Origin of the sequence: Rahnella variigena (assembly GCF_003610915.1) — a bacterium.
Lineage (GTDB): Bacteria > Pseudomonadota > Gammaproteobacteria > Enterobacterales > Enterobacteriaceae > Rahnella > Rahnella variigena.
The window spans coordinates 3,785,540-3,808,173 of sequence record NZ_NSDJ01000001.1; the positions used below are offsets into that span (position 1 = coordinate 3,785,540).

Annotated in this window: 22 protein-coding genes; 10 read left to right on the plus strand and 12 right to left on the minus strand. The window is 53.7% G+C overall.

Annotated elements, in window-relative coordinates; genetic code table 11:
- Positions 1-54: 54 nt before the first annotated feature.
- A complete protein-coding gene (locus tag CKQ54_RS17430) occupies positions 55-1,911 on the minus strand; it encodes a dipeptide ABC transporter ATP-binding protein (protein ID WP_120163922.1) in 1,857 nt (618 codons plus the stop codon).
- Entirely contained in the window at positions 1,908-2,915 is a 1,008-nt protein-coding gene (locus tag CKQ54_RS17435) for an isoaspartyl peptidase/L-asparaginase family protein (RefSeq protein ID WP_120163923.1), read from the minus strand. Before CKQ54_RS17435 ends, CKQ54_RS17430 begins: the two co-directional genes overlap by 4 nt.
- Before the next feature lie 275 nt (positions 2,916-3,190).
- Between CKQ54_RS17435 and tsgA the strand changes: the two genes are divergently transcribed.
- Positions 3,191-4,387, plus strand: coding sequence for an MFS transporter TsgA (tsgA, locus tag CKQ54_RS17440; RefSeq protein ID WP_120163924.1), 1,197 nt, complete (start codon positions 3,191-3,193; stop codon positions 4,385-4,387).
- A gap of 75 nt (positions 4,388-4,462) precedes the next feature.
- Here tsgA and CKQ54_RS17445 read toward each other — a convergent pair whose 3' ends face one another.
- Positions 4,463-4,696, minus strand: coding sequence for a DeoR family transcriptional regulator (locus CKQ54_RS17445; RefSeq protein WP_013574728.1), 234 nt, complete (start codon positions 4,694-4,696; stop codon positions 4,463-4,465).
- Between the two features lie 245 nt (positions 4,697-4,941).
- On the opposite strand from CKQ54_RS17445, the gene moeA reads away from it, so the two are divergent.
- Positions 4,942-6,183 carry a molybdopterin molybdotransferase MoeA gene (gene moeA, locus CKQ54_RS17450; protein WP_120163925.1) on the plus strand — a complete coding sequence of 414 codons (1,242 nt, stop codon included), beginning with the start codon at positions 4,942-4,944 and terminating at the stop codon, positions 6,181-6,183.
- A gap of 2 nt (positions 6,184-6,185) precedes the next feature.
- Positions 6,186-6,947, plus strand: coding sequence for a molybdopterin-synthase adenylyltransferase MoeB (moeB, locus tag CKQ54_RS17455; protein ID WP_120163926.1), 762 nt, complete (start codon positions 6,186-6,188; stop codon positions 6,945-6,947).
- 183 nt (positions 6,948-7,130) lie between these two features.
- Here the strand turns inward: moeB and CKQ54_RS17460 are convergent, their stop codons facing one another.
- Both CKQ54_RS17460 and CKQ54_RS17465 read right to left on the minus strand, forming a co-directional pair.
- Positions 7,131-8,726, minus strand: coding sequence for an ABC-F family ATPase (locus tag CKQ54_RS17460; protein ID WP_120163927.1), 1,596 nt, complete (start codon positions 8,724-8,726; stop codon positions 7,131-7,133).
- A 187-nt stretch (positions 8,727-8,913) separates the two neighbouring features.
- Complete coding sequence (locus tag CKQ54_RS17465) at positions 8,914-9,801, minus strand: nucleoside-specific channel-forming protein Tsx (protein ID WP_112291485.1); 888 nt, start codon at positions 9,799-9,801, stop codon at positions 8,914-8,916.
- A 351-nt stretch (positions 9,802-10,152) separates the two neighbouring features.
- Here CKQ54_RS17465 and parS point away from each other — a divergent pair, with 351 nt between their 5' ends.
- Together parS and CKQ54_RS17475 are read left to right on the plus strand one after the other, a co-directional pair.
- Positions 10,153-10,614, plus strand: a complete 462-nt coding sequence (parS, locus tag CKQ54_RS17470; RefSeq protein WP_112291482.1) for a type II RES/Xre toxin-antitoxin system antitoxin — start codon at positions 10,153-10,155, stop codon at positions 10,612-10,614.
- Positions 10,611-11,069 (plus strand): RES family NAD+ phosphorylase, encoded by a 459-nt coding sequence (locus tag CKQ54_RS17475; protein ID WP_113877510.1) that lies wholly within the window; start codon positions 10,611-10,613, stop codon positions 11,067-11,069. The genes parS and CKQ54_RS17475 overlap by 4 nt, the downstream gene beginning before the upstream one ends.
- 37 nt (positions 11,070-11,106) lie before the next feature.
- Here CKQ54_RS17475 and CKQ54_RS17480 read toward each other — a convergent pair whose 3' ends face one another.
- The gene (locus CKQ54_RS17480) at positions 11,107-11,559 is read right to left on the minus strand and encodes a DMT family transporter (RefSeq protein WP_112291479.1); all 453 of its coding nucleotides are present in this window, start codon (positions 11,557-11,559) and stop codon (positions 11,107-11,109) included.
- Positions 11,560-11,562: 3 nt separating this feature from the next.
- Positions 11,563-11,997: a DMT family transporter gene (locus tag CKQ54_RS17485; protein ID WP_112291477.1), complete on the minus strand. Its 435-nt coding sequence runs from the start codon at positions 11,995-11,997 to the stop codon at positions 11,563-11,565.
- Positions 11,998-12,099: 102 nt separating this feature from the next.
- On the opposite strand from CKQ54_RS17485, the gene CKQ54_RS17490 reads away from it, so the two are divergent.
- A complete protein-coding gene (locus CKQ54_RS17490; RefSeq protein WP_120163928.1) occupies positions 12,100-13,032 on the plus strand; it encodes a LysR family transcriptional regulator in 933 nt (310 codons plus the stop codon).
- A gap of 226 nt (positions 13,033-13,258) precedes the next feature.
- On the opposite strand, the gene CKQ54_RS17495 is transcribed toward CKQ54_RS17490, so the two are convergent.
- The 4 genes from CKQ54_RS17495 to betI all read right to left on the minus strand — a co-directional run bounded on the left by CKQ54_RS17495 (position 13,259) and on the right by betI (position 17,612).
- Positions 13,259-13,717: a GNAT family N-acetyltransferase gene (locus CKQ54_RS17495; RefSeq protein ID WP_120163929.1), complete on the minus strand. Its 459-nt coding sequence runs from the start codon at positions 13,715-13,717 to the stop codon at positions 13,259-13,261.
- Between the two features lie 89 nt (positions 13,718-13,806).
- Positions 13,807-15,492, minus strand: coding sequence for a choline dehydrogenase (gene betA / locus CKQ54_RS17500; protein ID WP_112289405.1), 1,686 nt, complete (start codon positions 15,490-15,492; stop codon positions 13,807-13,809).
- 24 nt (positions 15,493-15,516) lie between these two features.
- The gene (gene betB / locus CKQ54_RS17505) at positions 15,517-16,986 is read right to left on the minus strand and encodes a betaine-aldehyde dehydrogenase (RefSeq protein ID WP_120163930.1); all 1,470 of its coding nucleotides are present in this window, start codon (positions 16,984-16,986) and stop codon (positions 15,517-15,519) included.
- 44 nt (positions 16,987-17,030) lie between these two features.
- On the minus strand, positions 17,031-17,612 hold the full coding sequence (gene betI / locus CKQ54_RS17510) for a transcriptional regulator BetI (protein ID WP_112289407.1): 582 nt from the start codon (positions 17,610-17,612) through the stop codon (positions 17,031-17,033).
- A 235-nt stretch (positions 17,613-17,847) separates the two neighbouring features.
- On the opposite strand from betI, the gene CKQ54_RS17515 reads away from it, so the two are divergent.
- The 4 genes from CKQ54_RS17515 to CKQ54_RS17530 all read left to right on the plus strand — a co-directional run bounded on the left by CKQ54_RS17515 (position 17,848) and on the right by CKQ54_RS17530 (position 21,448).
- The gene (locus tag CKQ54_RS17515; RefSeq protein WP_120163931.1) at positions 17,848-19,902 is read left to right on the plus strand and encodes a choline transporter; all 2,055 of its coding nucleotides are present in this window, start codon (positions 17,848-17,850) and stop codon (positions 19,900-19,902) included.
- A gap of 248 nt (positions 19,903-20,150) precedes the next feature.
- Positions 20,151-20,642 carry an Hcp family type VI secretion system effector gene (locus CKQ54_RS17520; protein WP_120163937.1) on the plus strand — a complete coding sequence of 164 codons (492 nt, stop codon included), beginning with the start codon at positions 20,151-20,153 and terminating at the stop codon, positions 20,640-20,642.
- Positions 20,643-20,654: 12 nt separating this feature from the next.
- On the plus strand, positions 20,655-21,011 hold the full coding sequence (locus tag CKQ54_RS17525) for a tlde1 domain-containing protein (RefSeq protein WP_113877505.1): 357 nt from the start codon (positions 20,655-20,657) through the stop codon (positions 21,009-21,011).
- On the plus strand, positions 21,008-21,448 hold the full coding sequence (locus CKQ54_RS17530) for a hypothetical protein (RefSeq protein WP_120163932.1): 441 nt from the start codon (positions 21,008-21,010) through the stop codon (positions 21,446-21,448). Before CKQ54_RS17525 ends, CKQ54_RS17530 begins: the two co-directional genes overlap by 4 nt.
- A gap of 53 nt (positions 21,449-21,501) precedes the next feature.
- Here CKQ54_RS17530 and CKQ54_RS17535 read toward each other — a convergent pair whose 3' ends face one another.
- Positions 21,502-22,611, minus strand: a complete 1,110-nt coding sequence (locus tag CKQ54_RS17535; protein WP_120163933.1) for an endonuclease/exonuclease/phosphatase family protein — start codon at positions 22,609-22,611, stop codon at positions 21,502-21,504.
- Positions 22,612-22,634: the final 23 nt, after the last annotated feature.

Sequence of the window (22,634 nt, forward strand, 5' to 3'; positions counted from 1 at the left end):
TTCCTTTCCTGTCTTACCCGTTAAAAAGTGGCTCAAGATGAGCCACCATAAAAATTAGTAAACACCTGCAATGGCGTGCCGGGCAACAAAATGCCCTTCCGCCACCTGAACCAGCGGTGCGACAACCGGCTCATCATTAAGCGCACGAATCGGACTGGGAATTTCATCCACCAGCAGCGCCTGATCTTTGCGCTTATGACCCGGATCGGCCACCGGCACCGCCGCCATCAGTTTGCGGGTATACGGATGCTGCGGATTTTCAAACACCGCGCGGCGCGAGCCGATTTCCACAATCTGACCGAGATACATCACGGCAACGCGATGACTGATGCGTTCCACCACCGCCATATCGTGTGAAATAAACAAAAATGCCAGCCCGAACTCTTTCTGCAAATCCATCAGCAGATTGACGATTTGCGCGCGGATCGACACATCCAGCGCCGACACCGACTCGTCAGCAATCACCACTTTGGGATTGAGCGCCAGTGCACGGGCGATACAAATTCGCTGCCGCTGACCGCCGGAAAATTCGTGAGGATAGCGCTGCGCATGTTCCGGCAGCAGCCCGACTTTCTCCAGCAACCACGCGACGCGCGCTTCCGCCTCTGCGCCCTTTGCCAGGTTATGCACCAGCAACGGCTCCATAATCGAATACCCGACCGTCAGACGCGGGTCGAGCGACGCATAAGGATCCTGAAAGATAAACTGAATATCACGCCGCAGATGTTGCAGTGCGCTGCCGCTGATATCCGTCAGCGTCTTGCCATCAAAGGTGATGGTTCCGCCCTGACTTTTCACCAGTTTGAGCAACGAACGGCCGGTGGTGGATTTTCCGCAACCGGATTCGCCCACCAGCGCCAGCGTTTCGCCGGGATGTAAATCAAAACTGACTTTTTCAACCGCATGCACACGACGCGTCACGCGGTTGAAAATACCGCTGCGCAGGTCGAAACGGGTCACCAGATCACGCACCTGCAATATCGGCGGCACGCCGGGTGTCAGGGTGTTTTGAATCAGTTCGGGATCGCTTTCCTGCTGGTCGGGTGCAGGGAAGCGGGCGGGCAGTGGTTTACCGGCCATAGATCCGAGCTTCGGCACGGCCGCCAGTAACGTCTGCGTGTAGGGCTGTTGCGGTGTACGAAATATCGCGCCCGCGTCACCGGTTTCCACGCTGTTACCCTGATGCATGACCAGAACGCGATCGGCGATTTCCGCCACCACGCCCATATCGTGGGTGATGAAAATCACGCCCATGTGCATCTCTTTTTGCAGCACACGGATCAGCTGTAAAATCTGCGCCTGAATGGTCACATCCAGCGCTGTGGTCGGTTCGTCGGCAATCAGTAACGCGGGTTTGCACGACAGCGCCATCGCGATCATCACCCGCTGGCGCATACCGCCGGAAAGCTGATGCGGATAGCTGTCGAGAATATTTTTGGCTTCAGGAATACGCACCAGATCCAGCATGCGTAAGGCTTCGGCACGGGCGGCGCGGTGATCTTTATTCTGATGCAGACGGATAGACTCAGCAATTTGCTCACCTACCGGAAATACCGGATTGAGTGAGGTCATCGGTTCCTGAAATATCATCGCCATGTCCGCACCGCGCAGGCTGCGCATGGCGGGTTGCGTTGCTGCCATCAGATCAACGACTTCACCGTTACGACGGCGAAATTGCATTTCACCCTGGGTGATCTGCCCGCCGCCCTGCTCCACCAGACGCATCAGCGCCAGCGAGGCAACGGATTTACCTGAGCCGGATTCACCGACTATCGCCAGCGTTTCGCCGCGCTTCACGTGAAAACTGAGCTGATTCACCGCCGGGATGATTTGCCCTTCATGCGCGAACTGCACGCTGAGCTGGCTGACCGCCAGAACGTGGTCGGGAGGCAGAGTCTGGGAATGGGTCATGAGCGGTAAATACTGACGACAGGTGCTTCGCCCACGCGGGCAAAGCCGCGATACATACCTTCACTGTTGAAAGGCAGTTCCACGTTGCCAAATTTATCGACGGCGATCATCCCGCCGCTCCCGCCCAGTGGCAGCAATTTTTCCTGCACCACTTTGTGTGTCGCTTCTGCCAGCGTTAAACCGGCGTATTCCATCAGCGCCGCCACGTCGTAAGCAGCGACGGTACGCATAAACACTTCACCTGTGCCGGTGCTGGAAATCGCCACCGTATTGTTGCTGGCGTAACAACCGGCGCCAATAATCGGCGAATCACCGACGCGTCCGGCCTGTTTGTTAGTCATTCCGCCGGTCGATGTTGCCGCCGCCAGATTACCGAGTTCATCTATCGCCACCGCGCCTACGGTGCCAAATTTACGTTCCGGATCAATCGGGTCGCCTGAAGCATTCAGAGTCGCCCCGTCGTGATCGAGCATTACGCCGGTATCCGCGGCGATGGCGCGCTGCAACTGGTCATAACGTTCCTGAGTGAAGAAATACGCCGGTTCCACCATTTCCTGACCGCTGGCACGGGCAAAATCTTCTGCGCCTGCACCGGTGAACAGGACGTGCGGGCTGTTTTCCAGCACCTTACGGGCGGTCATAACAGGATTGCGGATATGGCTGACGCCGCAAATCGCACCGGCATCCAGCGTGCGGCCATCCATAATGCAGGCATCTAATTCATGCGTACCCTGATGGGTAAATACCGCACCTTTACCGGCATTAAATAACGGGCATTCTTCCAGCAGGCGCACAGCTTCAGTTACGGCGTCCAGTGCGCTGCCCCCCGCGGCCAGAATCGCCTGCCCGGCACTGACAATCCTTTCCAGTTCGGCCAGGTAAAGTTGTTCTTTTTCGGCGCTCATTGCCGCACGGGTTATTGCCCCGGCACCACCATGAATAGCGATGACCGGACGCTTCTTGTTCGAAACGGAAGCCGCTGAATTATCAGTAGAAGAACTCATTAGCACTGCACCTTTCGATGTTGTATTTATGTATGGAAGATGTTGACCTGTTTTTTGACTATATTTAGCCCGCTACAGTATGTAAAGCAGAAATGCATCGCCACCAAAATGGCGCTAATTGCTTAGATTGTTTAGGAAAAACAAATGCTGCAATTGAATATACATGCGGGACAAATCACCAGAGAACAGCAATAATAAACGTCCTAATCGCGGCAAAAGCACCTCTGGATAAGCTTACCGCGACTTTTTATTTTCTCTTTTTAGGAAATCAGTTTATGGAAACTGTTTATAACCGCCCGCGTCTTAATGTGATTTCGTGGCTAAGTTACTTTTTTACAGGGGGACTCGTCTCCACTCTGGGTATTGTTATCGGGCCAGTCGCGACGGCTTTTAATAAAGATCCGGCCTTTATCGGCCTCATGTTCTCACTGATGAACATCGGTTTATTCCTGCCGATTATGATCAGTGGCATCCTGATGCGTAAGTTCGATCTGGGCAAGCAGCTGATCACCGGGTCAATTGTCACCATCCTGACCTGTATCGCGCTGTTCGTGATGCCGTCGATTACCCTGTTCGGCATCGGCGTTTTCCTGATTGGTGCGACAGCTGGCCTGATGATGTCGATTGGCAGCTATCTGGTTGTGCGTATTAATGACGACCCGAAAAAGCGTTCCGCCAACTTAATCTTCACCGACTTCTTCTTTGCGCTTTCCGGCATGACGCTGTCTCTGGTGCTCGGTTTCCTGTTCAAGCATGGCGCGAGCTGGCTGGCGATGTACGGCATCATGGGTACGCTGAGCGTGCTGATGATCCTGCTGTGTGTGGGTCAGAAATTCCCGACCGTTGCGCAGCCGGAAAAAGTGGCGAAAAGCGAGCGGGAAGCGAAAGAGCCGTGGGGCTTCGCGGCGTACGTGCTGTGTTTTGCCCTGTTCGCCTTCGTCTTCAGCGAACTGGTTTTCACCCTGTGGATGCCAAGCTGGTTGCATGAGCATTTCGGTCTGGACACTGACAAAGCGGCGATCTACATCACCACTTACTGGATGGTGAAAGCGATTGGCCTGTTCCTGAACCAGTTCACCGTGCGTTTTGTGAAACTGCGTACCTTCCTGTTTGCGTCGGCCATCGTCGGGTTAATCAGCCTGTTTGTGGTGACACACAACGAAAACACCACGCTGGTGATGATTGCGGTTGGCCTGTTCGGCTTCTGTAACTCCGGTATGTTCTCCGGCCTGATGAGCTACGGCAGCCTGCAGGTGAAAAACTCACCTCCTACGCTGACCTCTGCGCTGCTGACGACGGCTTCCGTCGGTACGCTGATTTTCGCTTCCTTCTCATCATTCATTTATCGCGAATACGGCCTGTTCTGGGCGCTGAATATCGCGACCGTATCTTACGTTCTGCTGGTGCTGGCGGTGATCATCGCCGGTGTGCGCAGTAAAGCGGAAAAAATCCACCGCGAAATGGCGGCATAACATTTACTACGCATAAATTCATGCATAAAAAAGGGAAGGCATAAAAGCCTTCCCTTTTCTTATTTAGCTGCGCCTTTAAAGCTGCGGGCAGCGCTGCAAACTGTTTAGCCAGGATGTTTCTGGCTGAGCGGCCAGACGACGCGCGCGTCCATGGCGGCGTAAAATCAATCCCTTGTCCTGCATTTCACTCAAGTCACGTCGGATCGTTTCAAGACTCACATCCAGCGATTGTGCCAGTTCGCTAACCTGTAACACTTCATGTTGTTCTACCAACTGAAGGATGGCCTGATGGCGATTTTTTTTAAGCACCGGTTATTCCTGTGTATATGACAGATATGTGACACAAATCACAAATAACGGTAACTATGATAACCGCGTTACATCCGTATTTTTGGGATCGATCTCAATTTTTCAGAAATCCCCACGAAGTTTTTACGCCTTCAGCGGTTTTTGGTTCGTCCCGATTCTCTGTCATACTATGCGCATGCCCCATTTTCCCGTCCGTCGCCGGTGAGTACGCCCGCGTGCCCGGGCTGAATCACTAAGGAATTTTGATGGAATTCAACACTGCAGGTTTGATCTCACTTCAGGAAGCGCTGGATAAAATGCGCGCTTACGTTCCGAAAAAAACAGCGCAGGATGCCGAATCTCTGCCACTGGCAAGCGCCGCTGGCCGTATTACTGCGGCGCCGGTGCTTTCCCCGATTTTTGTCCCGCCTTTTGATAACTCCGCGATGGACGGTTATGCCCTGCGCATTGAAGACCTGCACGAGGGCGCCGTCCTGCCGGTGGCGGGAAAAGCCTTTGCCGGCGCGCCTTTTCATGGCGAATGGCCTGCCGGAACCTGTATCCGCATCATGACCGGTGCGCCGGTTCCGGCCGGTGCCGACACAGTGATCATGCAGGAACAGGCAGAAGTTTCAGACGCGGGAATACGTTTCACTGCAACGGCGCAAAAAGGCCAGAATATCCGCCTGACCGGTGACGACATTAAGCAAGGCGACAGCGTTTTGCCTGCTGGCGTGCGTCTGGGTGCAGCAGAATTACCGCTGCTGGCATCCCTTGGCGTGACTGAGGTACAGGTCTGGAAGCCGCTGAAAGTCGCCGTATTTTCCACTGGTGATGAGCTGCAACCTGTCGGTACGCCTCTGCAGGAAGGCCAGATTTATGACACGAACCGGTTTGCCGTGCGTCTGATGCTCGAGCAACTCGGCTGTACGGTGCTGGATTTAGGCATTATCCGCGACGATCCGCAGGCATTGCGTAAAGCGTTTGAAGAAGCCAATGAATTTGCCGATTTGGTGATTTCCAGCGGCGGTGTTTCCGTCGGTGAGGCTGATTACACCAAACAGATGCTGGACGAACTGGGCGAAATTGGTTTCTGGAAACTGGCCATGAAACCGGGCAAACCGTTTGCTTTCGGAAAACTGAAAGACAGCTGGTTCTGCGGACTGCCGGGAAATCCGGTGTCGGCTGCACTGACGTTTTATCAGCTGGTTCAGCCATTTATCGCTCAGCTTTCCGGTCACAGTGCCTGGCAGTTCCCGCCACGTCTGAAAGCGATAGCCGTAACGCCGCTGAAAAAATCGCCGGGACGCCTCGATTTCCAGCGCGGTATTTTCAGCACCAATGCAGAAGGTCAGCTGGAAGTGCGCACTACCGGCCATCAGGGATCGCACGTCTTCAGCTCATTCAGCCAGGCTAACTGTTTTATCGTACTTGAGCGTGAACGCGACAATGTTACGGCTGGCGAAATCGTTGAAGTCGAGCCTTTTAACGCGCTGCTGCGGAGCTGAACATGGCGACTCTGCCGGAACTGACGGACGCTGAAACCATGCGCTATAACCGCCAGATAGTACTGAAAGGGTTTGATTTTGATGCGCAGGAACAGCTGAAAGCCAGCCACGCGCTGATTGTCGGGCTGGGAGGTTTAGGCTGCGCCGCCGCGCAATATCTGGCGGCGGCAGGCACCGGCACATTAACGCTGCTGGATTTCGATACGGTATCGCTCTCAAACCTGCAACGCCAGACGCTGCACACTGACGCGCGGATCGGGATGCCGAAAGTCGACTCCGCCGCCATAGCGCTGGCGGCAATCAATCCGCACATCCGCTTAAATCAGGTAAATGCTCAGGCGGATGACGATTTATTACGCGAACTGATCGCCGCCTGCGACGTGGTGGTGGATTGCACCGACAATGTCACGACGCGTAATCAGCTGAACAGTGAATGTTTCGCGCAGAAAAAACCGCTGGTCTCCGGCGCCGCTATCCGTATGGAAGGTCAGCTCAGCGTATTTACCTACCAGCCGCAGGAACCCTGCTATCGCTGCCTGAGCCGGTTATTCGGTGAAAATGCACTGACCTGCGTGGAAGCTGGCGTCATGGCCCCGCTGGTCGGCACCATCGGCAGCTTGCAGGCGATGGAAACCATCAAACTGCTGACAAAATTTGGCGAAACCCCACGAGGAAAACTGCTGATGTTCGACGCCATGACGTTGCAGTTTCGCGAAATGAAACTGATCAAAGATCCGCATTGTGAAGTGTGTGGTGATTGTTGAATCGGTAAATCCAGACACAAAAAAACCGCCTTTATCGGCGGCGGTTTTTAAATAATAAGAACCTCTAAATCATTCGAGTTGTATCAAGGCGGCAACTGAACAAATCCCCGGTCACATACATCAGTATGTGACCGGGGTGAGTAAAGGCAGCCAACGCCGAGACAACGCGAAGGATGAAGCGAATCAGGTGTTGATGCCCTGGCTACGCAGGTAATCTTCATAGTTACCAGAGAAATCAATCACACGGGTCGGTGTCATTTCCAGAATACGCGTTGCCAGTGAGCTGACGAATTCACGGTCGTGGGAAACGAAGATCAGCGTTCCTTCGTACATTTCCAGCGCCATGTTCAGTGACTCGATGGATTCCATATCAAGGTGGTTAGTTGGTTCATCCATAATCAGGATGTTTGGACGTTGCATCATCAGTTTCCCGAATAACATACGACCTTTCTCACCACCGGAAAGCACTTTCACTTTCTTCTTGATATCGTCCTGACCGAACAGCAGACGGCCTAACACACCGCGTACAGCCTGCTCATCGTCTTTCTCGGATTTCCACTGGCTCATCCAGTCGAATACGTTCAGGGTATCGTCGAATTCGTATTCGTGATCCTGCGCGTAATAACCGATTTTAGAGTTTTCAGACCATTTCACTGAACCGCTTTCCGGCTCATGTTCACCGACCAGCGTTTTCAGCAGGGTCGATTTACCGATACCGTTGGCACCCAGAATCGCGACTTTCTCGCCGACTTCCAGCATCAGGCCGAGGTTTTTAAACAGCGGACCGTTGTCGAAACCTTTGGTGATCTTTTCCACTTCCAGCGCATTACGGAACAGTTTTTTGTCCTGCTCGAAACGCATGTAAGGGTTCTGACGGCTGGATGCTTTGATTTCATCGAGCTGAATTTTATCAATCTGACGGGCGCGGGACGTTGCCTGTTTAGATTTAGAGGCGTTGGCGCTGAAGCGGCTGACGAACGATTGCAGTTCAGCAATCTGCGCTTTCTTCTTGGCGTTATTAGCTGTCAGAAGTTCACGAGCCTGCGTTGCCGCCGTCATGTATTCATCATAGTTGCCCGGATAAACACGCAGTTCGCCGTAGTCCAGATCCGCCATGTGCGTACACACCATGTTCAGGAAGTGACGGTCATGCGAAATGATGATCATGGTGCTGTTACGTTCGTTCAGCACCTGCTCCAGCCAGCGAATAGTATCGATATCCAGGTTGTTCGTTGGTTCGTCGAGCAGCAGAATTTCCGGGTCGGAGAACAGTGCCTGCGCCAGAAGCACACGCAGTTTAAAGCCCGGCGCGATTTCGCTCATCGGACCATAATGTTGCTCAACAGGAATGCCTACGCCCAGCAGCAGTTCGCCGGCACGGGATTCTGCGCTGTAGCCGTCCATTTCACCGTAAGCGACTTCCAGATCAGCCACTTTGTAGCCGTCTTCTTCGCTCATTTCCGCCATGGCGTAAATGCGGTCGCGCTCTTCCTTCACTTCCCACAATTCGGTGTGGCCCATGATCACGGTGTCCAGCACGCTGAACTGTTCGAAGGCGAACTGATCCTGGCGTAATTTACCCAGACGTTCGTTCGGATCAAGAACGACGTTACCGCCAGAAGGCACTAAATCGCCACCGAGGATCTTCATGAAAGTGGACTTGCCACAACCGTTCGCGCCAATCAGGCCATAACGGTTACCGCCGCCAAATTTCACGTTAATGTTTTCAAATAACGGCTTGCTGCCGAATTGCATGGTGATGTTGTAAGTACTTAGCACAACGCTCGCTCTTAATTGGGAAATGTGATTTGGCGCGCATTATGCCACAACGGCGCGTTGGGATCGCCTCCCCTTGTGTACATTTTTCGCGCAATAGCTAAAAAAGTTCCCTGCACACTCAATCATCGTGGGGAAATAAAAACAAAAAACCCGACATAAGCCGGGTTTTACAGGTCAGATTCGGGGATCAGAAGTTGTAGCCGATCACGCCGTAGTAACCCCAGCCGGTGGACTTCACATCGAAGTTACCGTTGCCGAAGTTCAGCTCTGCGCCGTCAGCCCACTGGCCGCCGTTGTGGAAGTATCGCGCCACGAACGAGTAATGCCAGTGCGTGTAGTTCAGGGACAGAATATGGCTTGAGGCGATAGAGTTGTTAGAACGCGCTTTGTTGCCGTTCACGTCACGCATATCATCATCACCGAGTGAGGAGCCCCAGTCGAAGTTGGTGAACCCGATGTAGCTCAGGTTGCCGCCCCACAACTGTGTCAGCGGAACAAAGTATTTCACTTTGAAACGGTAACCGTCCCAGCTGTTTTCGTTGGCAGCGTTGTAGTTTTCCCACTGGTATTTTGCATACACGTTCAGAGACAGGCTCATCGGCAGGCCGGTATCAATATCGGTGCCCAGACCCATGTACCAGGTGTTCTGACGGTTTTCGCTGTCCGGACCCATATCGTAGATATAGTTGTTCGCGAAATACCACTCTTTGAACGGGCCAAAGCTCAGATCAGTGCCGGTCAGCTTATCAATAGAGAAACGCGGTTCGATTTCCATAAACAGCGGAGAACCGTTTTTATCCCAGATACCGGTGTCGTTACCGTTACCGGCGCCGAAGGTTTTAGGAATATCGATATAGCCGTAGAAATCAAACCAGTCTTTGTGCGCAAACGCTTCATATTCAAGGTAAACATCGTTACGCAGTGTCGGCCCGAAACGGGTATCCGCGCTGCCTACAACGTTAACACTCTGGTGCCACCAGTCAGAAACAAATTCGCCCTTGCTATCATCAGCGAGCACGGTCGCGCTGTAGGACAAAGCCATCAAAGCGCCTGCTGCAATAATTTTATTTTTCATATTTATACCAGAAGCGGGGGTGGGACAACGCCTTGCCACTTACAGACGTTGCATAAAACAAACCCTAAAACTGTGATCCGCAACCGATTGCTGCACATAGTGCATAAAACCTGCAATTTCCAGTTACTTCCTACAAGAGTCGACTTTTCTTAGCTAATAAATAGATTTGGTCAAGGTTTGTCAATTTCTGTTTCATTCTGATACATCCCGAATGTGATATTGATCACACATATGTTTCGGGTTTATTTCATTCACGTGATCCGGGGCCAGAAAAAAACATCGTTCATAAAATGAACATTCGTTATTTGTCATGCTATAGTAATGACAAATAACGGTACGGAGGAACGCAGTATGAATTCAAAAATTTCCGGGCTGTCTTCCAGCCTTTTGCAAAAACCTGCAACCCCGCTTTGGCAATCTGCGGGACTTCCCGCAAGCAGCGGAATTAGTTTGATTAATGCCATACAAAAGGGATTTCCGGTTGATAGTATCAGCCGTCTTAATACTGAGCTGGGATGGCCGAAAATGGTGTTACTGGAAATAATGGGGATTAACGAACGTAATTATGCGCGTCGTAAAGCCGGGAACGGATTGCTGAAAAGTGAAGAGAGCGAGCGAGTGGCGCGGCTGGTACGCATCGTAGATGCTGCCACCGATTTGTTTGAAGGGGATCGTGTCGCTGCGCTCGAGTGGTTTACCCGCCCTGCTCCGGCACTGGATGGCTCACGTCCGCTGGAACTGTTGTCCTCTGAAGCGGGTGCGGTGGAAGTCAGCCGGTTGATTGGTCGTCTTGAGCACGGTGTTTTCAATTGAAGCTGTTTCGTATCGTGCAAACCCGCCATCTGGCGACAGCCTGGTCGGGCGCAGGTGCACAGCTTTATGGCGGGCGCTGGAATCCGCCGGGCAGGCCGGTGGTTTATGTCACCACCAGTATTTCGCTGGCGATCCTGGAAATCCTGGTGCATTTGCAAAACAGTATGCTGATGCGGTCGTATACCTTGCTCAGTATAGAAGTGCCGGAGGAACTGCTGGATACGCTGGAAGTTTCCGAACTGGCATCTGACTGGCGGAGTGCATCGCCGCCGGACAGCACACAACGTCAGGGTGACGCCTGGCTCGAGGAAGGTGATTATGTCGGGCTGAAAGTGCCGTCGGTCATTGTGCCGTCGGAATACAACGTGTTGCTGAATCCGCAGCATCCGGCTTTTGTCGATTTACTGAGTTCAGTAGAACGCGAGCCGATGATATTTGACCCGCGCCTGCAATAGCCACTCTTACAGAAACGGGTCTTTTTACTTTCAGAGATTATTCCGCTTTCCGGTTACTGCGATATATCAGCGCCAGCGCAATAATCAGGCAGGGAATAGCCGCCAGCCGGTGCCATGACAACGCAATTTGCGGATTATCCAGCCAGCCGAAATTATCGATCAACATCCCCATACTCAGCTGTCCGAGGATGACTGCAACAGTCGCCGCTGCAGTACCGACACGCGGGACGGCAGTTACCATCACAATGATGTAAGGCACACCAAATAACGCCCCCGCAAGTTGCCATTTTGGTACCGTCAGCAAGGTTTCCGGTTGCGGTGTTTGCAGGAATAACACCAGCACGGCAGTAATTGCTGCGCCGACGCTGAATGTCAGAAAGGCGCTTTTCAGCACACCCACCTTTTCCCCTAACTGCCCGTTGACTGCCGCCTGCATACTCAGCGCAGCACCTGCGACAATCGCAAGAATAATCATAATCATTTCAGTCATGTTTCAGCCCCAGGCAATCAGAATAAGTGCAGCAACGATAAACAGCAGAGCCAGCAGGCGTTCACCGCCGACTTTCTTATGCGGCGTACCAAACCAGCCGTAATGGTCGATCAGCACACTTTTCGCCACCTGCCCGGATAAAATCGCAATCATTGTCATGCCGATACCAATGACCGGTGTCGCGAGCGTCAGCACCACGACATACACGGGACCGAGGACGCCACCCAGCAGTTTCCAGCCTGGTTGTTCTGTGAAAGACGGCGCATTACGCGGGCTGAAAAACAGCACCAGCAAACCGGTCAGTACGGCACCGACGCCGAAAATACTCAGTGTTGCCCACAGATGCCCGACTTCTGTTCCCAGCGGACCAATCAGTCCTGCCTCCAGTGACAGCCCCATCCCCGCCAGAATAACCAGCGGAATTAACATCAGATTCATTTTTACCCTGCTTTTTGTTTTTTGAGAGGCGGCGACTATAGCGTGACAGAACTATGCGAAAAACAGCACAATGAGGAAAATACCTTTGCAGGAATTGCACAGATGAAAGGTTTTAATCAGATTAACATTCAGGCATTACGGCTGTATGTCGCCGTACTGGATCAGGGCAGTTTCTCTGAAGTGGCGCGCCGGGAAGCGATGTCGCCATCAACCGTATCGCGGGTGATTTCACAACTGGAACAGGCGTTACAGACACAGCTTTTGTACCGAAATACGCGTGCCGTCAGTCCGACAGAATCGGGCAAACTGCTGGCAGAACATGCGCGTCAGGTACTGGCTCAGCTGGATCTCGCCGCGCTGGATTTACAGGAACAGGACAGCGAACCCGGCGGACTGATCCGCATCAATGCTCCCGTAGTGTTTGGCCAGCGCCACCTTGCGCCGTGGCTGCATGAGCTCAACGCACGATACCCGCGCCTGAATATTGAACTGATGCAAACCGATGATTTCATCGACCCGTTACAGGACAGCGTGGATTTGCTGATCCGCATTGGCGTGATGACAGATTCCACTTTGCAGGCGCGTACGCTTGGCCACCAGAATTTCCGCCTTGCCGCGAGTCCGGCGTATCTTGCACGCGCAGGAACGCCGAAAACGCCGGACGATTTAGTCAGTCACAGTTGTCTGGTTTTCAAAGGATTTGCCGGTTCGCAGCGCTGGTATTTCCGTCAGCCTGAACAGGAATGGCGCTCGCTAAACCTGCGGGGATCACTGACCAGTAATAATGCAGAAACCCTGACACAGGCGGGGATCGACGCCATGGGGCTGGTTGTATTTCCTACCTGGCTGATAGGCGATGCATTGCGGGACGGTCGTCTGGTCAGCGTGCTCGAAGACTATCAGGTATCGACGTCGCCGGAGCCGCAAACCATATCGGCGCTGTACCCGAACAGCAGACGCCCTTCGATCAAAGTACGGGCGGTGATTGATTTTCTGGTGGAGAAGTTTGGGAGTCCGGCGTACTGGGAAAGGTAAACATATCCGTCTTCTGAGTTGCCATTAATACCCCCTCCCCGCCTCCCCCTTCGCAGGGGGAGGAGTAAAACCCGATCGGTTATATCCCATGCGAAGGAAGATGAGTAAAACCCGATCGGCTATATCCCATGCAAGGGGCTCGATCGGCTCCCTCCCCTGCGAAGGGGAGGGTTGGGGTGGGGTATTAATGACAAAAACAATGCTGAAGCTTGCGCTTCACCCAATATCAGGAATTCAGTTCCATCCCCACATGCGCAATCCCATCTTCATCATAAATCTCCGTATACGCCACAAACCCCAGCCGGCCGTAGAATCCCTGCAAATGCGCCTGCGCGGAAATCGCGACGCGCGCGTCCGGCCAGTGTTTCTGGCAGGAAATCAGCGCCTGTTCCATCAGCTGATATCCCAGTTTCAGGCCACGCGCGGAAGGGGCAACAATCACCCGTCCGATTGCCACCTCATCATCGGAACGCAGAATACGCGCATAGGCCGCTATTTTACCGTCCAGCCAGGCGATGATATGACGATTTTCACCGGTCAGATCCTGCCCGTCGATGTCCTGATATACGCAGGTTTGCTCGACCACAAACACTTCGCTGCGCAGTGCCAGAATGGCGTAAAGCTGTGCTGTGTTGAGTTCGCTGTGATGGTAATCCTGCCAGTGAAGCGATGATGATCCGGTCATGAGTAAGTGCCCTGCCTTTTCTGAAAGCCCAAAAAAAAGAGATATTCCTGAGAATATCTCTTTTTAACACACGTTTTACAGCCAATTTATCAGGCAGATTTCTTCAGCGGTGTCGTGCGAACCGGCGCATCGCCTGCGGTGTAATACTCTGCGGTACTGCGCGGTAACGGCTGACGCCCGCGGATTTTATCAGCAATCTTTTCTGCGATCATAATCGTCGTCGCGTTCAGGTTACCGGTAATGATCTGCGGCATGATGGAGGCATCCACCACGCGCAGGCTTTCTACACCGTGAACGCGCCCTTCTCCATCCACCACCGCCATCTCATCGGTACCCATTTTGCAGGAGCACGAAGGATGGAACGCCGTTTCGGCATGCTCGCGGATAAACGCATCCAGTTCTTCATCAGTCTGTACGTTTTCACCCGGACTGATTTCACGACCACGGTAAGGATCCAGCGCTGGCTGATTCATGATTTCACGCGTGATGCGGATAGCGTCGCGGAACTCGTGCCAGTCCTGCTCGGTTGCCATGTAATTAAACAGGATGCTCGGATGCTGGCGCGGATCTTTCGATTTCACCTGCACGCGGCCACGGCTTGGCGAACGCATGGAACCCACGTGCGCCTGAAAACCATGCTCTTTCACCGCGTTGCTGCCGTTGTAGTTAATCGCCACCGGCAGGAAGTGATACTGAATATTCGGCCAGGCAAACTCTTCGCGGCTGCGGATAAAACCACCCGCTTCGAACTGATTGCTCGCGCCGACACCGGTACCTTTAAACAACCATTCTGCGCCAATCGCGGGCTGGTTATGCATCTGCAAGGCCGGGTATAAAGACACCGGCTGGGTGCAGCTGTATTGCAGGTACATCTCCAGATGATCCTGCAGATTCTCGCCGACGCCCGGCAAATCATGAACCAGCGGAATCTCCAGACGGTTGAGCAGCTCCGCTGCGCCGACACCCGAACGTTGCAGAATTTGCGGTGACGCAATCGCGCCGCTGCACAGCAACACTTCACGTTTCGCTTTCGCCGTTTTAGCGTTGTAGTCGTCACCGTGGAAATAGCTGACGCCCGTGGCACGCTTGCCTTCAAACAGAATTCTGTCGGTCAGCGCGTGGGTCACGATGGTCAGATTGGCTCGCGGTTTGGCCTGATCCAGATACCCGCGCGCAGTACTTGCACGACGGCCTTTCGGTGTCACGGTTCTGTCCATCGGACCAAAACCTTCCTGCTGATAACCGTTCAGGTCGTCGGTACGCGGATACCCTGCCTGCACACCGGCTTCAATCATCGCGTGGAACAGCGGGTTATTGCCTTTTTTCGGCGTCGCCACACTGACCGGTCCGTCGCCACCGTGAAAATCATTCGGACCGATATCGCGGGTTTCGGCTTTGCGGAAATACGGCAGGCAGTCCAGATAACTCCAGTCTTCCAGACCCGGCGCTTTCGCCCAGTTATCGAAATCCATCGCATTACCGCGGATGTAACACATACCGTTAATCAGCGAAGAACCGCCCAGACCTTTACCACGCCCGCATTCCATACGGCGGTTATTCATGTGCGGTTCCGGGTCGGTTTCATACGCCCAGTTGTAACGACGCCCCTGTAACGGGAAAGCCAACGCAGCAGGCATCTGTGTGCGGAAATCCAGACGATAATCCGGGCCGCCCGCTTCCAGCAGCAACACGCTGACGTTGCTGTCTTCGGTCAGCCGGGTGGCGAGAACGTTGCCGGCAGAACCGGCACCAATAATGATGTAATCGTAATCCATTAAAATCTCCTCTGTCGCGGCGGATTAAAAGACTGAGCTGAATTCGCCCAGTTCGACCTGCACGGATTTGATTTGGGTGTAATGCTCAAGCGTGGTGACGCCGTTTTCACGACCAACGCCGGAGTGCTTATAACCGCCGACCGGCATTTCTGCCGCCGATTCGCCCCACGTATTGACCCAGCAAATCCCGGCTTCGAGTTTGTGAATAACACGATGCGCACGGTTAAGATCCTGCGTCACCAGCCCGGCAGCCAGGCCGTATTCGGTATCGTTGGCGCGGCGGATCACTTCCTCTTCACTTTCATAGGTCAGAATGCTCATCACCGGTCCGAAGATTTCTTCGCGGACAATCAGCATGTCATCGCGGCAGTCGGTAAATACTGTCGGGGCGACATAAGCGCCTTTCGCGTATTCACCGGAAGTCACGCGTTCGCCGCCGGTCAGTAACGTCGCGCCTTCACGCTTGCCGCTGTCGATGTAACGCAGCACGGATTCCATATGTGCAAAGCTGACCAGCGGGCCGAAATTGATGTTTTCGTCAGTCGGATCGCCCAGACGGATACGCTTCACGCGTTCCAGAACTTTAGCTTCAAACGCTTTGTGCAGTGCTTTTGGCACAAACACGCGGGTGCCGTTGGTACACACCTGGCCGGAGCTGTAGAAGTTCGCCATCATGGCGATGTCAGCCGCTTTATCGAGATCCGCGTCTTCAAAGATGATCAGCGGAGATTTGCCGCCCAGTTCCATCGTCACTTCTTTCAGCGTGGACGCCGACGCGCTGGCCATGACTTTCTTGCCCGTTTTGACGCCACCGGTGAACGAGACTTTGGCGATATCCGGATGATCGGTTAGCGCCTGGCCGACGCTGGCCGCGCCGGTGACTACGCTGAACACGCCGTCCGGCACACCCGCTTCGGTGTAGATTTCCGCCAGTTTCAGGGCGGTCAGCGAGGTGTTTTCGCTTGGTTTGAACACCATCGCGTTTCCGGCCGCCAGCGCAGGTGCGGATTTCCACAGCGCAATCTGAATCGGGTAGTTCCATGCGCCGATACCCGCGACAACGCCCAGCGGCTCGCGGCGGGTATACACGAAGGAAGAATCGCGCAGCGGAATTTGCTGGCCTTCGATAGCAGGGATCAGCCCGGCGTAATATTCCAGCACATCCGCGCCGGTGACGATATCCACCGCCAGCGTTTCCGACAGCGGTTTGCCGGTATCGGCAGTTTCAATCGCCGCCAGCTCGTCGTTGCGTTCACGCAGAATATCCACGGCGCGGCGCAGAATACGTGCGCGGCTCATGGCCGTCATTGCCGCCCAGACTTTCTGGCCTTTCTGCGCGGATTTCACCGCCAGATCGACATCGGCGTGCGTGGCGGATGGCAGCGTGGCAATCACGTCGCCATTGGCCGGGTTCACTGCATCGAAGGTTTCATCACCGGTACTGTCCTGAAAACGCCCGTTGATATAAAGTTTTTGCGTGCCGTAGCGGGACATAAATCTCTCCTCGGTCTGTGCGGTCTGAAGGTTTTCTGCCTGGCTCATGTGAGCTGCGATTCGATGTGGCGGCGGGTGATTTGCATCGCCTCGGCGCGGTTAAATTCTTTACCGCTAAGTGCGCCGCGCAGCCACAGGCCGTCAATCAGTGCGGCGGTGCTTTGTGCCGCCAGACGTGCCTCACTTTTGGGCAGAAAACGTCTGAATTCAGAACATAAGTTTGAATAGAGCCGGCGGCTGTTGACCTGTTGCAGACGGTACAACTGCGGGTGATGCATGCTGCTCGCCCAGAAGGCCAGCCAGGTTTTCATCGCCGCGCTGTTGGTCTGACTGTCGTCAAAATTGGCTTCTGCAATCGCATGCAGTCGCGCCGTCGGTGCAGTATCCGTCAGCTGCGCTAACCGCAACTGCACCCCTTCCCCCAAATGACTGAGCAAATAACGCATGGTCGCTTCCAGCAGCCCATTCTTGTCACGAAAGTAGTGACTGATGATGCCGTTGGAGACGCCTGCACGGCGTGCGATCTGCGAAATCGACGCATCGTGCATCCCGACTTCGTTGACCGCCGCCAGGGTTGCCTCAATCAATTGCTGCCTTCTTATCGGCTGCATTCCTACTTTGGGCATGGTTCCGGCTCCTGAAAATGAGCGGGTTGAAACGCGCTTAAAAACCGTTTTTTTACGCTTTCGTACAACCTTGTTAACGCTCTTACGCCACCTATTTAACTTTTTTTTGATTGAACGTTCAATTAAAAATGCATATATTTTATTACCAATACGTTAGTAATTTGTATGAATTTTGGAGTTGGTAAGAAGCCAATTTATTGAAAAACAGTGATTAATTAGTAAGACAGGGGAAAAAATGGCAATTGCCGATACGACAGATAAAAAGAGCGAAAAACCTCGCGACCAGCTTAACAAGGTGGTGTTCTTCACCTCCGCAGGTTTGATTTTAGCCTTCACATTAATGACCATTTTCTTCACCGATTTATCGGGAAAATGGATCAGCCTGACCCTCAACTGGGTGTCCGCCACATTTGGCTGGTATTACATGCTGGCGGCGACGCTGTACATCGTGTTTGTAGTGTTCATAGCCTGCTCGCGCTTCGGCTCGATCAAACTGGGCCCTGAACAATCCAAACCCGAATTCAGCATGATGAGCTGGGCGGCCATGTTATTTGCCGCCGGGATCGGCATCGACCTGATGTTTTTCTCGGTCGCCGAACCGGTGACGCAGTACATGCTGCCGCCGGAAGGTAACGGCCAGACGCTGGAAGCCGCACGGCAGGCAATGACCTGGACGCTGTTCCACTACGGCCTGACCGGCTGGGCAATGTATGCGCTGATGGGGATCGCGCTGGGCTATTTCAGCTACCGCTATAACCTGCCACTGACCATCCGTTCGGCGCTGTACCCGATTTTCGGCAAACGCATCAACGGCCCGATCGGTCACAGCGTGGATATTGCCGCCGTCGTCGGCACCATTTTTGGTATCGCGACAACGCTCGGTATTGGCGTGGTGCAGCTCAATTACGGGCTGAAAGTGCTGTTCCATATTCCGGAAAACCTGACCGTTCAGGCCGCCCTGATCCTGCTTTCGGTGATCATGGCGACGGTATCGGTCACGTCTGGCGTGAATAAAGGCATCCGAATTCTGTCGGAACTCAATGTGCTGCTGGCGCTGGGGCTGATCCTGTTCCTGCTGTTCTTTGGCAATACCGAATTCCTGCTCAATGCGCTGGTGCTCAACATCGGGGATTACATCAACCGCTTTATGGGCATGACGCTCAATACCTTTGCGTTTGATCGCCCGACGGAATGGATGAACAGCTGGACTCTGTTCTTCTGGGCATGGTGGGTGGCGTGGTCGCCGTTTGTCGGCCTGTTCCTGGCGCGTATTTCACGCGGGCGCACCATCCGTCAGTTCGTGCTCGGCACGCTGATCATTCCGTTTGTCTTCACCCTGTTGTGGCTGTCGATTTTCGGTAACAGCGCGCTGTATCAGATACTGCACGGCAATCTGGATTTCGCCAACGAAGTGATTGCGCACCCTGAGCGCGGCGTTTACAGCCTGCTGGCGCAGTATCCCGGCTTTACGCTGAGTGCTTCTGTCGCCACCATCACCGGCCTGCTGTTTTATGTCACCTCGGCGGATTCCGGTTCACTGGTGCTGGGTAACTTCACCTCAAAACTGGCGGACATTAATAACGATGCGCCGAACTGGCTGCGGATTTTCTGGTCAGTTACCATCGGCGTGCTGACGCTGGGGATGCTGATGACCGACGGCGTTTCCGCGCTGCAAAACACCACGGTGATTATGGGGCTGCCGTTCAGCTTTGTGATTTTCTTCATCATGGCCGGATTGTATAAATCACTGCGGCTGGAAGATTACCGCCGCGCCAGCACCCAGCAGAATCTGGCGCCGATGCCTTCAACCAGCGACGCGGCGCTGAACTGGAAACAGCGTCTGTCACGGGTGATGAACTATCCGGGCACGCGCCATACGCAGAAAATGATGGATACCGTCTGCCGTCCGGCGATGCAGGAAGTGGCGCAGGAACTGGAGCTGCGCGGGGCGAAAGTGACGTTCAGCGAACATGAGCCACAGGAAGACGAGAAAATCGGGCCGCTGGAATTGCAGGTGGCGCTGGGCGAAGAGCAGAACTTTGTGTATCAGATCTGGCCGGTGCGTTATGCCGTCCCTGCCTTTACCTATCGCGCACGTGCCGGTAAATCGAATTATTACCGTCTGGAAACCTTCCTGCTGGAAGGTACGCAGGGCAATGACCTGATGGACTTCACTAAACATCAGGTAATCAATGACATTCTGGATCAGTACGAACGTCATCTGAACTTCCTGCACATTAACCGCGAAGCGCCGGGGAATACCCTGACCTTCCCGGAACAGCCGGTTTAATCTGAGCTCAAAAAAACCCGCGTAATGCGTAGCAGCAGAATTTATTTAGTAACAATCTTCACCGTAAAGGGGCCGGATTATTCCGGCCTTTTTTTATTTTTAATCAATAATTCCCCTGTTACAGAATTTTCATGCTGTACAAAAATTGACGATAATTTGACTTAGGGATAGTTTAATTCCACTGCGGAAGCAGCAGGTCAGCCAGCATGTATCGCGCTGGCTCTCTCTTTAAAATGGAGTTTAAAACTATGGCTATACCAGCTTATCTATGGCTCAAAGACGACGGCGGCGCGGATATTCGCGGCTCTGTCGACGTTGCGGGCCGTGAAGGCAGTATCGAGATCCTCGGCCTGAATCATTGCATCACTCTCCCCACAGACAACGCAACGGGCAAACCTACCGCTACCCGTGAACATTCCCCCTACAGTTTTGACAAGGAGATCGATGCTTCCAGTCCCTATCTGTACAAGGCTGTAACCTCGGGGCAGAAGCTCCACTCCGCTGAAGTAAAGTTTTATCGAATCAATGACGCCGGTCAGGAGGTTGAGTATTTCAGCGCCGTTATGGAAGGCGTGACGGTCGTCAGCGTGGGGCCGATCATGTATGACGTCAAATCTCAGTACGGGGAAAAGCGGAACCACCTGGAAGTGGTGGAGCTGATTTACGAAAAAATCACATGGCGTTATGTTGACGGGAACATCATCCACTCTGACAGCTGGAATGAACGCACAACCGCATAAGGATAAAGAGCGATGGCATGGAAATATGAGCAAAGCACAGGTAGGTTGTACAACGGCAGCGAATTAGTCGAAACCGGTTACTCTGGTAGTCTGACCAATAAAAACAACCCCGACCGTCAGCAGGTTAAAGGGCTGGGGCCGCTTCCCCGGGGAACGTACAGAATCGCGGGCCACTCAACGTCTAAAGGCCCGATGACCATTATTCTGGAGCAGACGTCCGGGGACTCGTTTGGCCGTTCATTGTTCCGCATTCACGGGGAAAGGGTCGACATGCCTGCGGGCTTTGCGTCAACGGGCTGTATTATCATGTCACGCTCTACCCGGCGGCGCGTTCTGCGCGAAGGCGGGACGCTTGAGGTCGTCCAATGAAGTGGCTCAGGCTTTTGGGACTGTTTCCGTGTCTTGTATGGGCAGGTGGAAATACCCCAGACTGGCCAGCTTCATGGAAGGGAGTTGAGTCAGGCGAACAAGCCTGGATTGATAAGGTCCCTGAACTGGCGGCCAGGGCGGACGTAAAACAGGCTGCCGGTCTCGAGGATGCGCTCTCTATGGCGTTATCTAAGAACACTTCGGCGGTTTTAGGCGCACTCAGCATCATCGACGCAAAAGAATGGCCCCATATGATTGGGACGGATATCGTCTGTGGTATTCCTGCTGAGCTATTCACCACAGACGCTATGGTTGAGGATTTTTATCAGCGAACCCGTCTGGCCCTGCTGAGGACAGACAAAGGAGCAACCTGTCTGTGGATCCTCGAAGCGACATACGAGGAATGGAAAGCAGACAACGCCCGCAAGGCTAAGTAATATTATCTCCTGTAGTACAAAGCCCGGTCGGTTGACCGGGCCGGGAATGATGATTACCCGCAGACAGGCATGTTGAGCTTTTCCGCCCGGTGTACGTCAGTGCTTTTCACCCCGGCGTTAGCCAGTTTTTCTTCCGCCTCTTCGAGGTCTTCCTCATCGATTTCCAGCGATTCCTGATCCTGCCCCTCACAAGGGGTCAGCGCCAGTTCCACCAGGATCGGGAAATGGTCTGAGCCCATAAACCCAAGACGCTGAAGACCGACCAGCGTGAAATCTTTGCTATGGAAAACGTGATCCAGCGGCCAGCGCAGGAACGGATAGCTGGCGTGGAAAGTATTGAACATACCCCGGCCACGGCGCGGATCGAGCAGGCCGCTGACTTTCATAAACAGGCGCGTGGTGCGCGACCATGCCACATCATTCAGGTCGCCGGTGACAATCGTCGGATAGGTCGCTTTCGCCGCCGTATGACCGACAGCAACCAGCTCGCCATCGCGGTCAGTGGATTCGTCGGCTTCCGTCGGGCTTGGCGGCATCGGGTGCAGGCAGTGCATCACCACCTGTTCGCCGGAAGGCAGTTCGGCGCGAAAATGCATCGACGGGATGTCGTCTGCCACCAGAAATTGAATTTTTGCCGAATGCATCGGCAGACGGGAATAGACGTGCATTCCGTAGAGATTATCCAGCGGGCAACGCAGGCTGTGCGGGTAATCCGCGTCCAGCACCGCCATCTGATCTTCCCACCACTGATCTGTTTCCAGCAACACCAGAATATCCGGCTGATGCTCGCGGATTTGTGCAATCAGCGCACCGGCCTTGCGGTTGGTGGTCAATACATTGCTGTTCATGATTTTGATACGTGAATGACTGCCGGAGACGGTTTTCTTCACCTGCACCCGGTAAAAGGGGGTGTAAGGCAAAATCCACCAGCTCTGATAGGCCATACAAGCCACCGTTAAAATAATGATTGTGGTGGAAATTCCGTCGGTTAACGGCATGATCATCAGCTCGGTCAGCAGAAATAGCAGACACAACGTCGCCATCTGCAAACGCGGGAAATCCCAGACCCGTACCCACCAGCGCTGATTGCGGGAAAAAGGCAGCAGCGTCAGCAAGGTCATGATGACCGTCAGGACACAAAGGGTAATTCGAAAAGCATGCATCGGTTATCGACCCTGATAAAAAA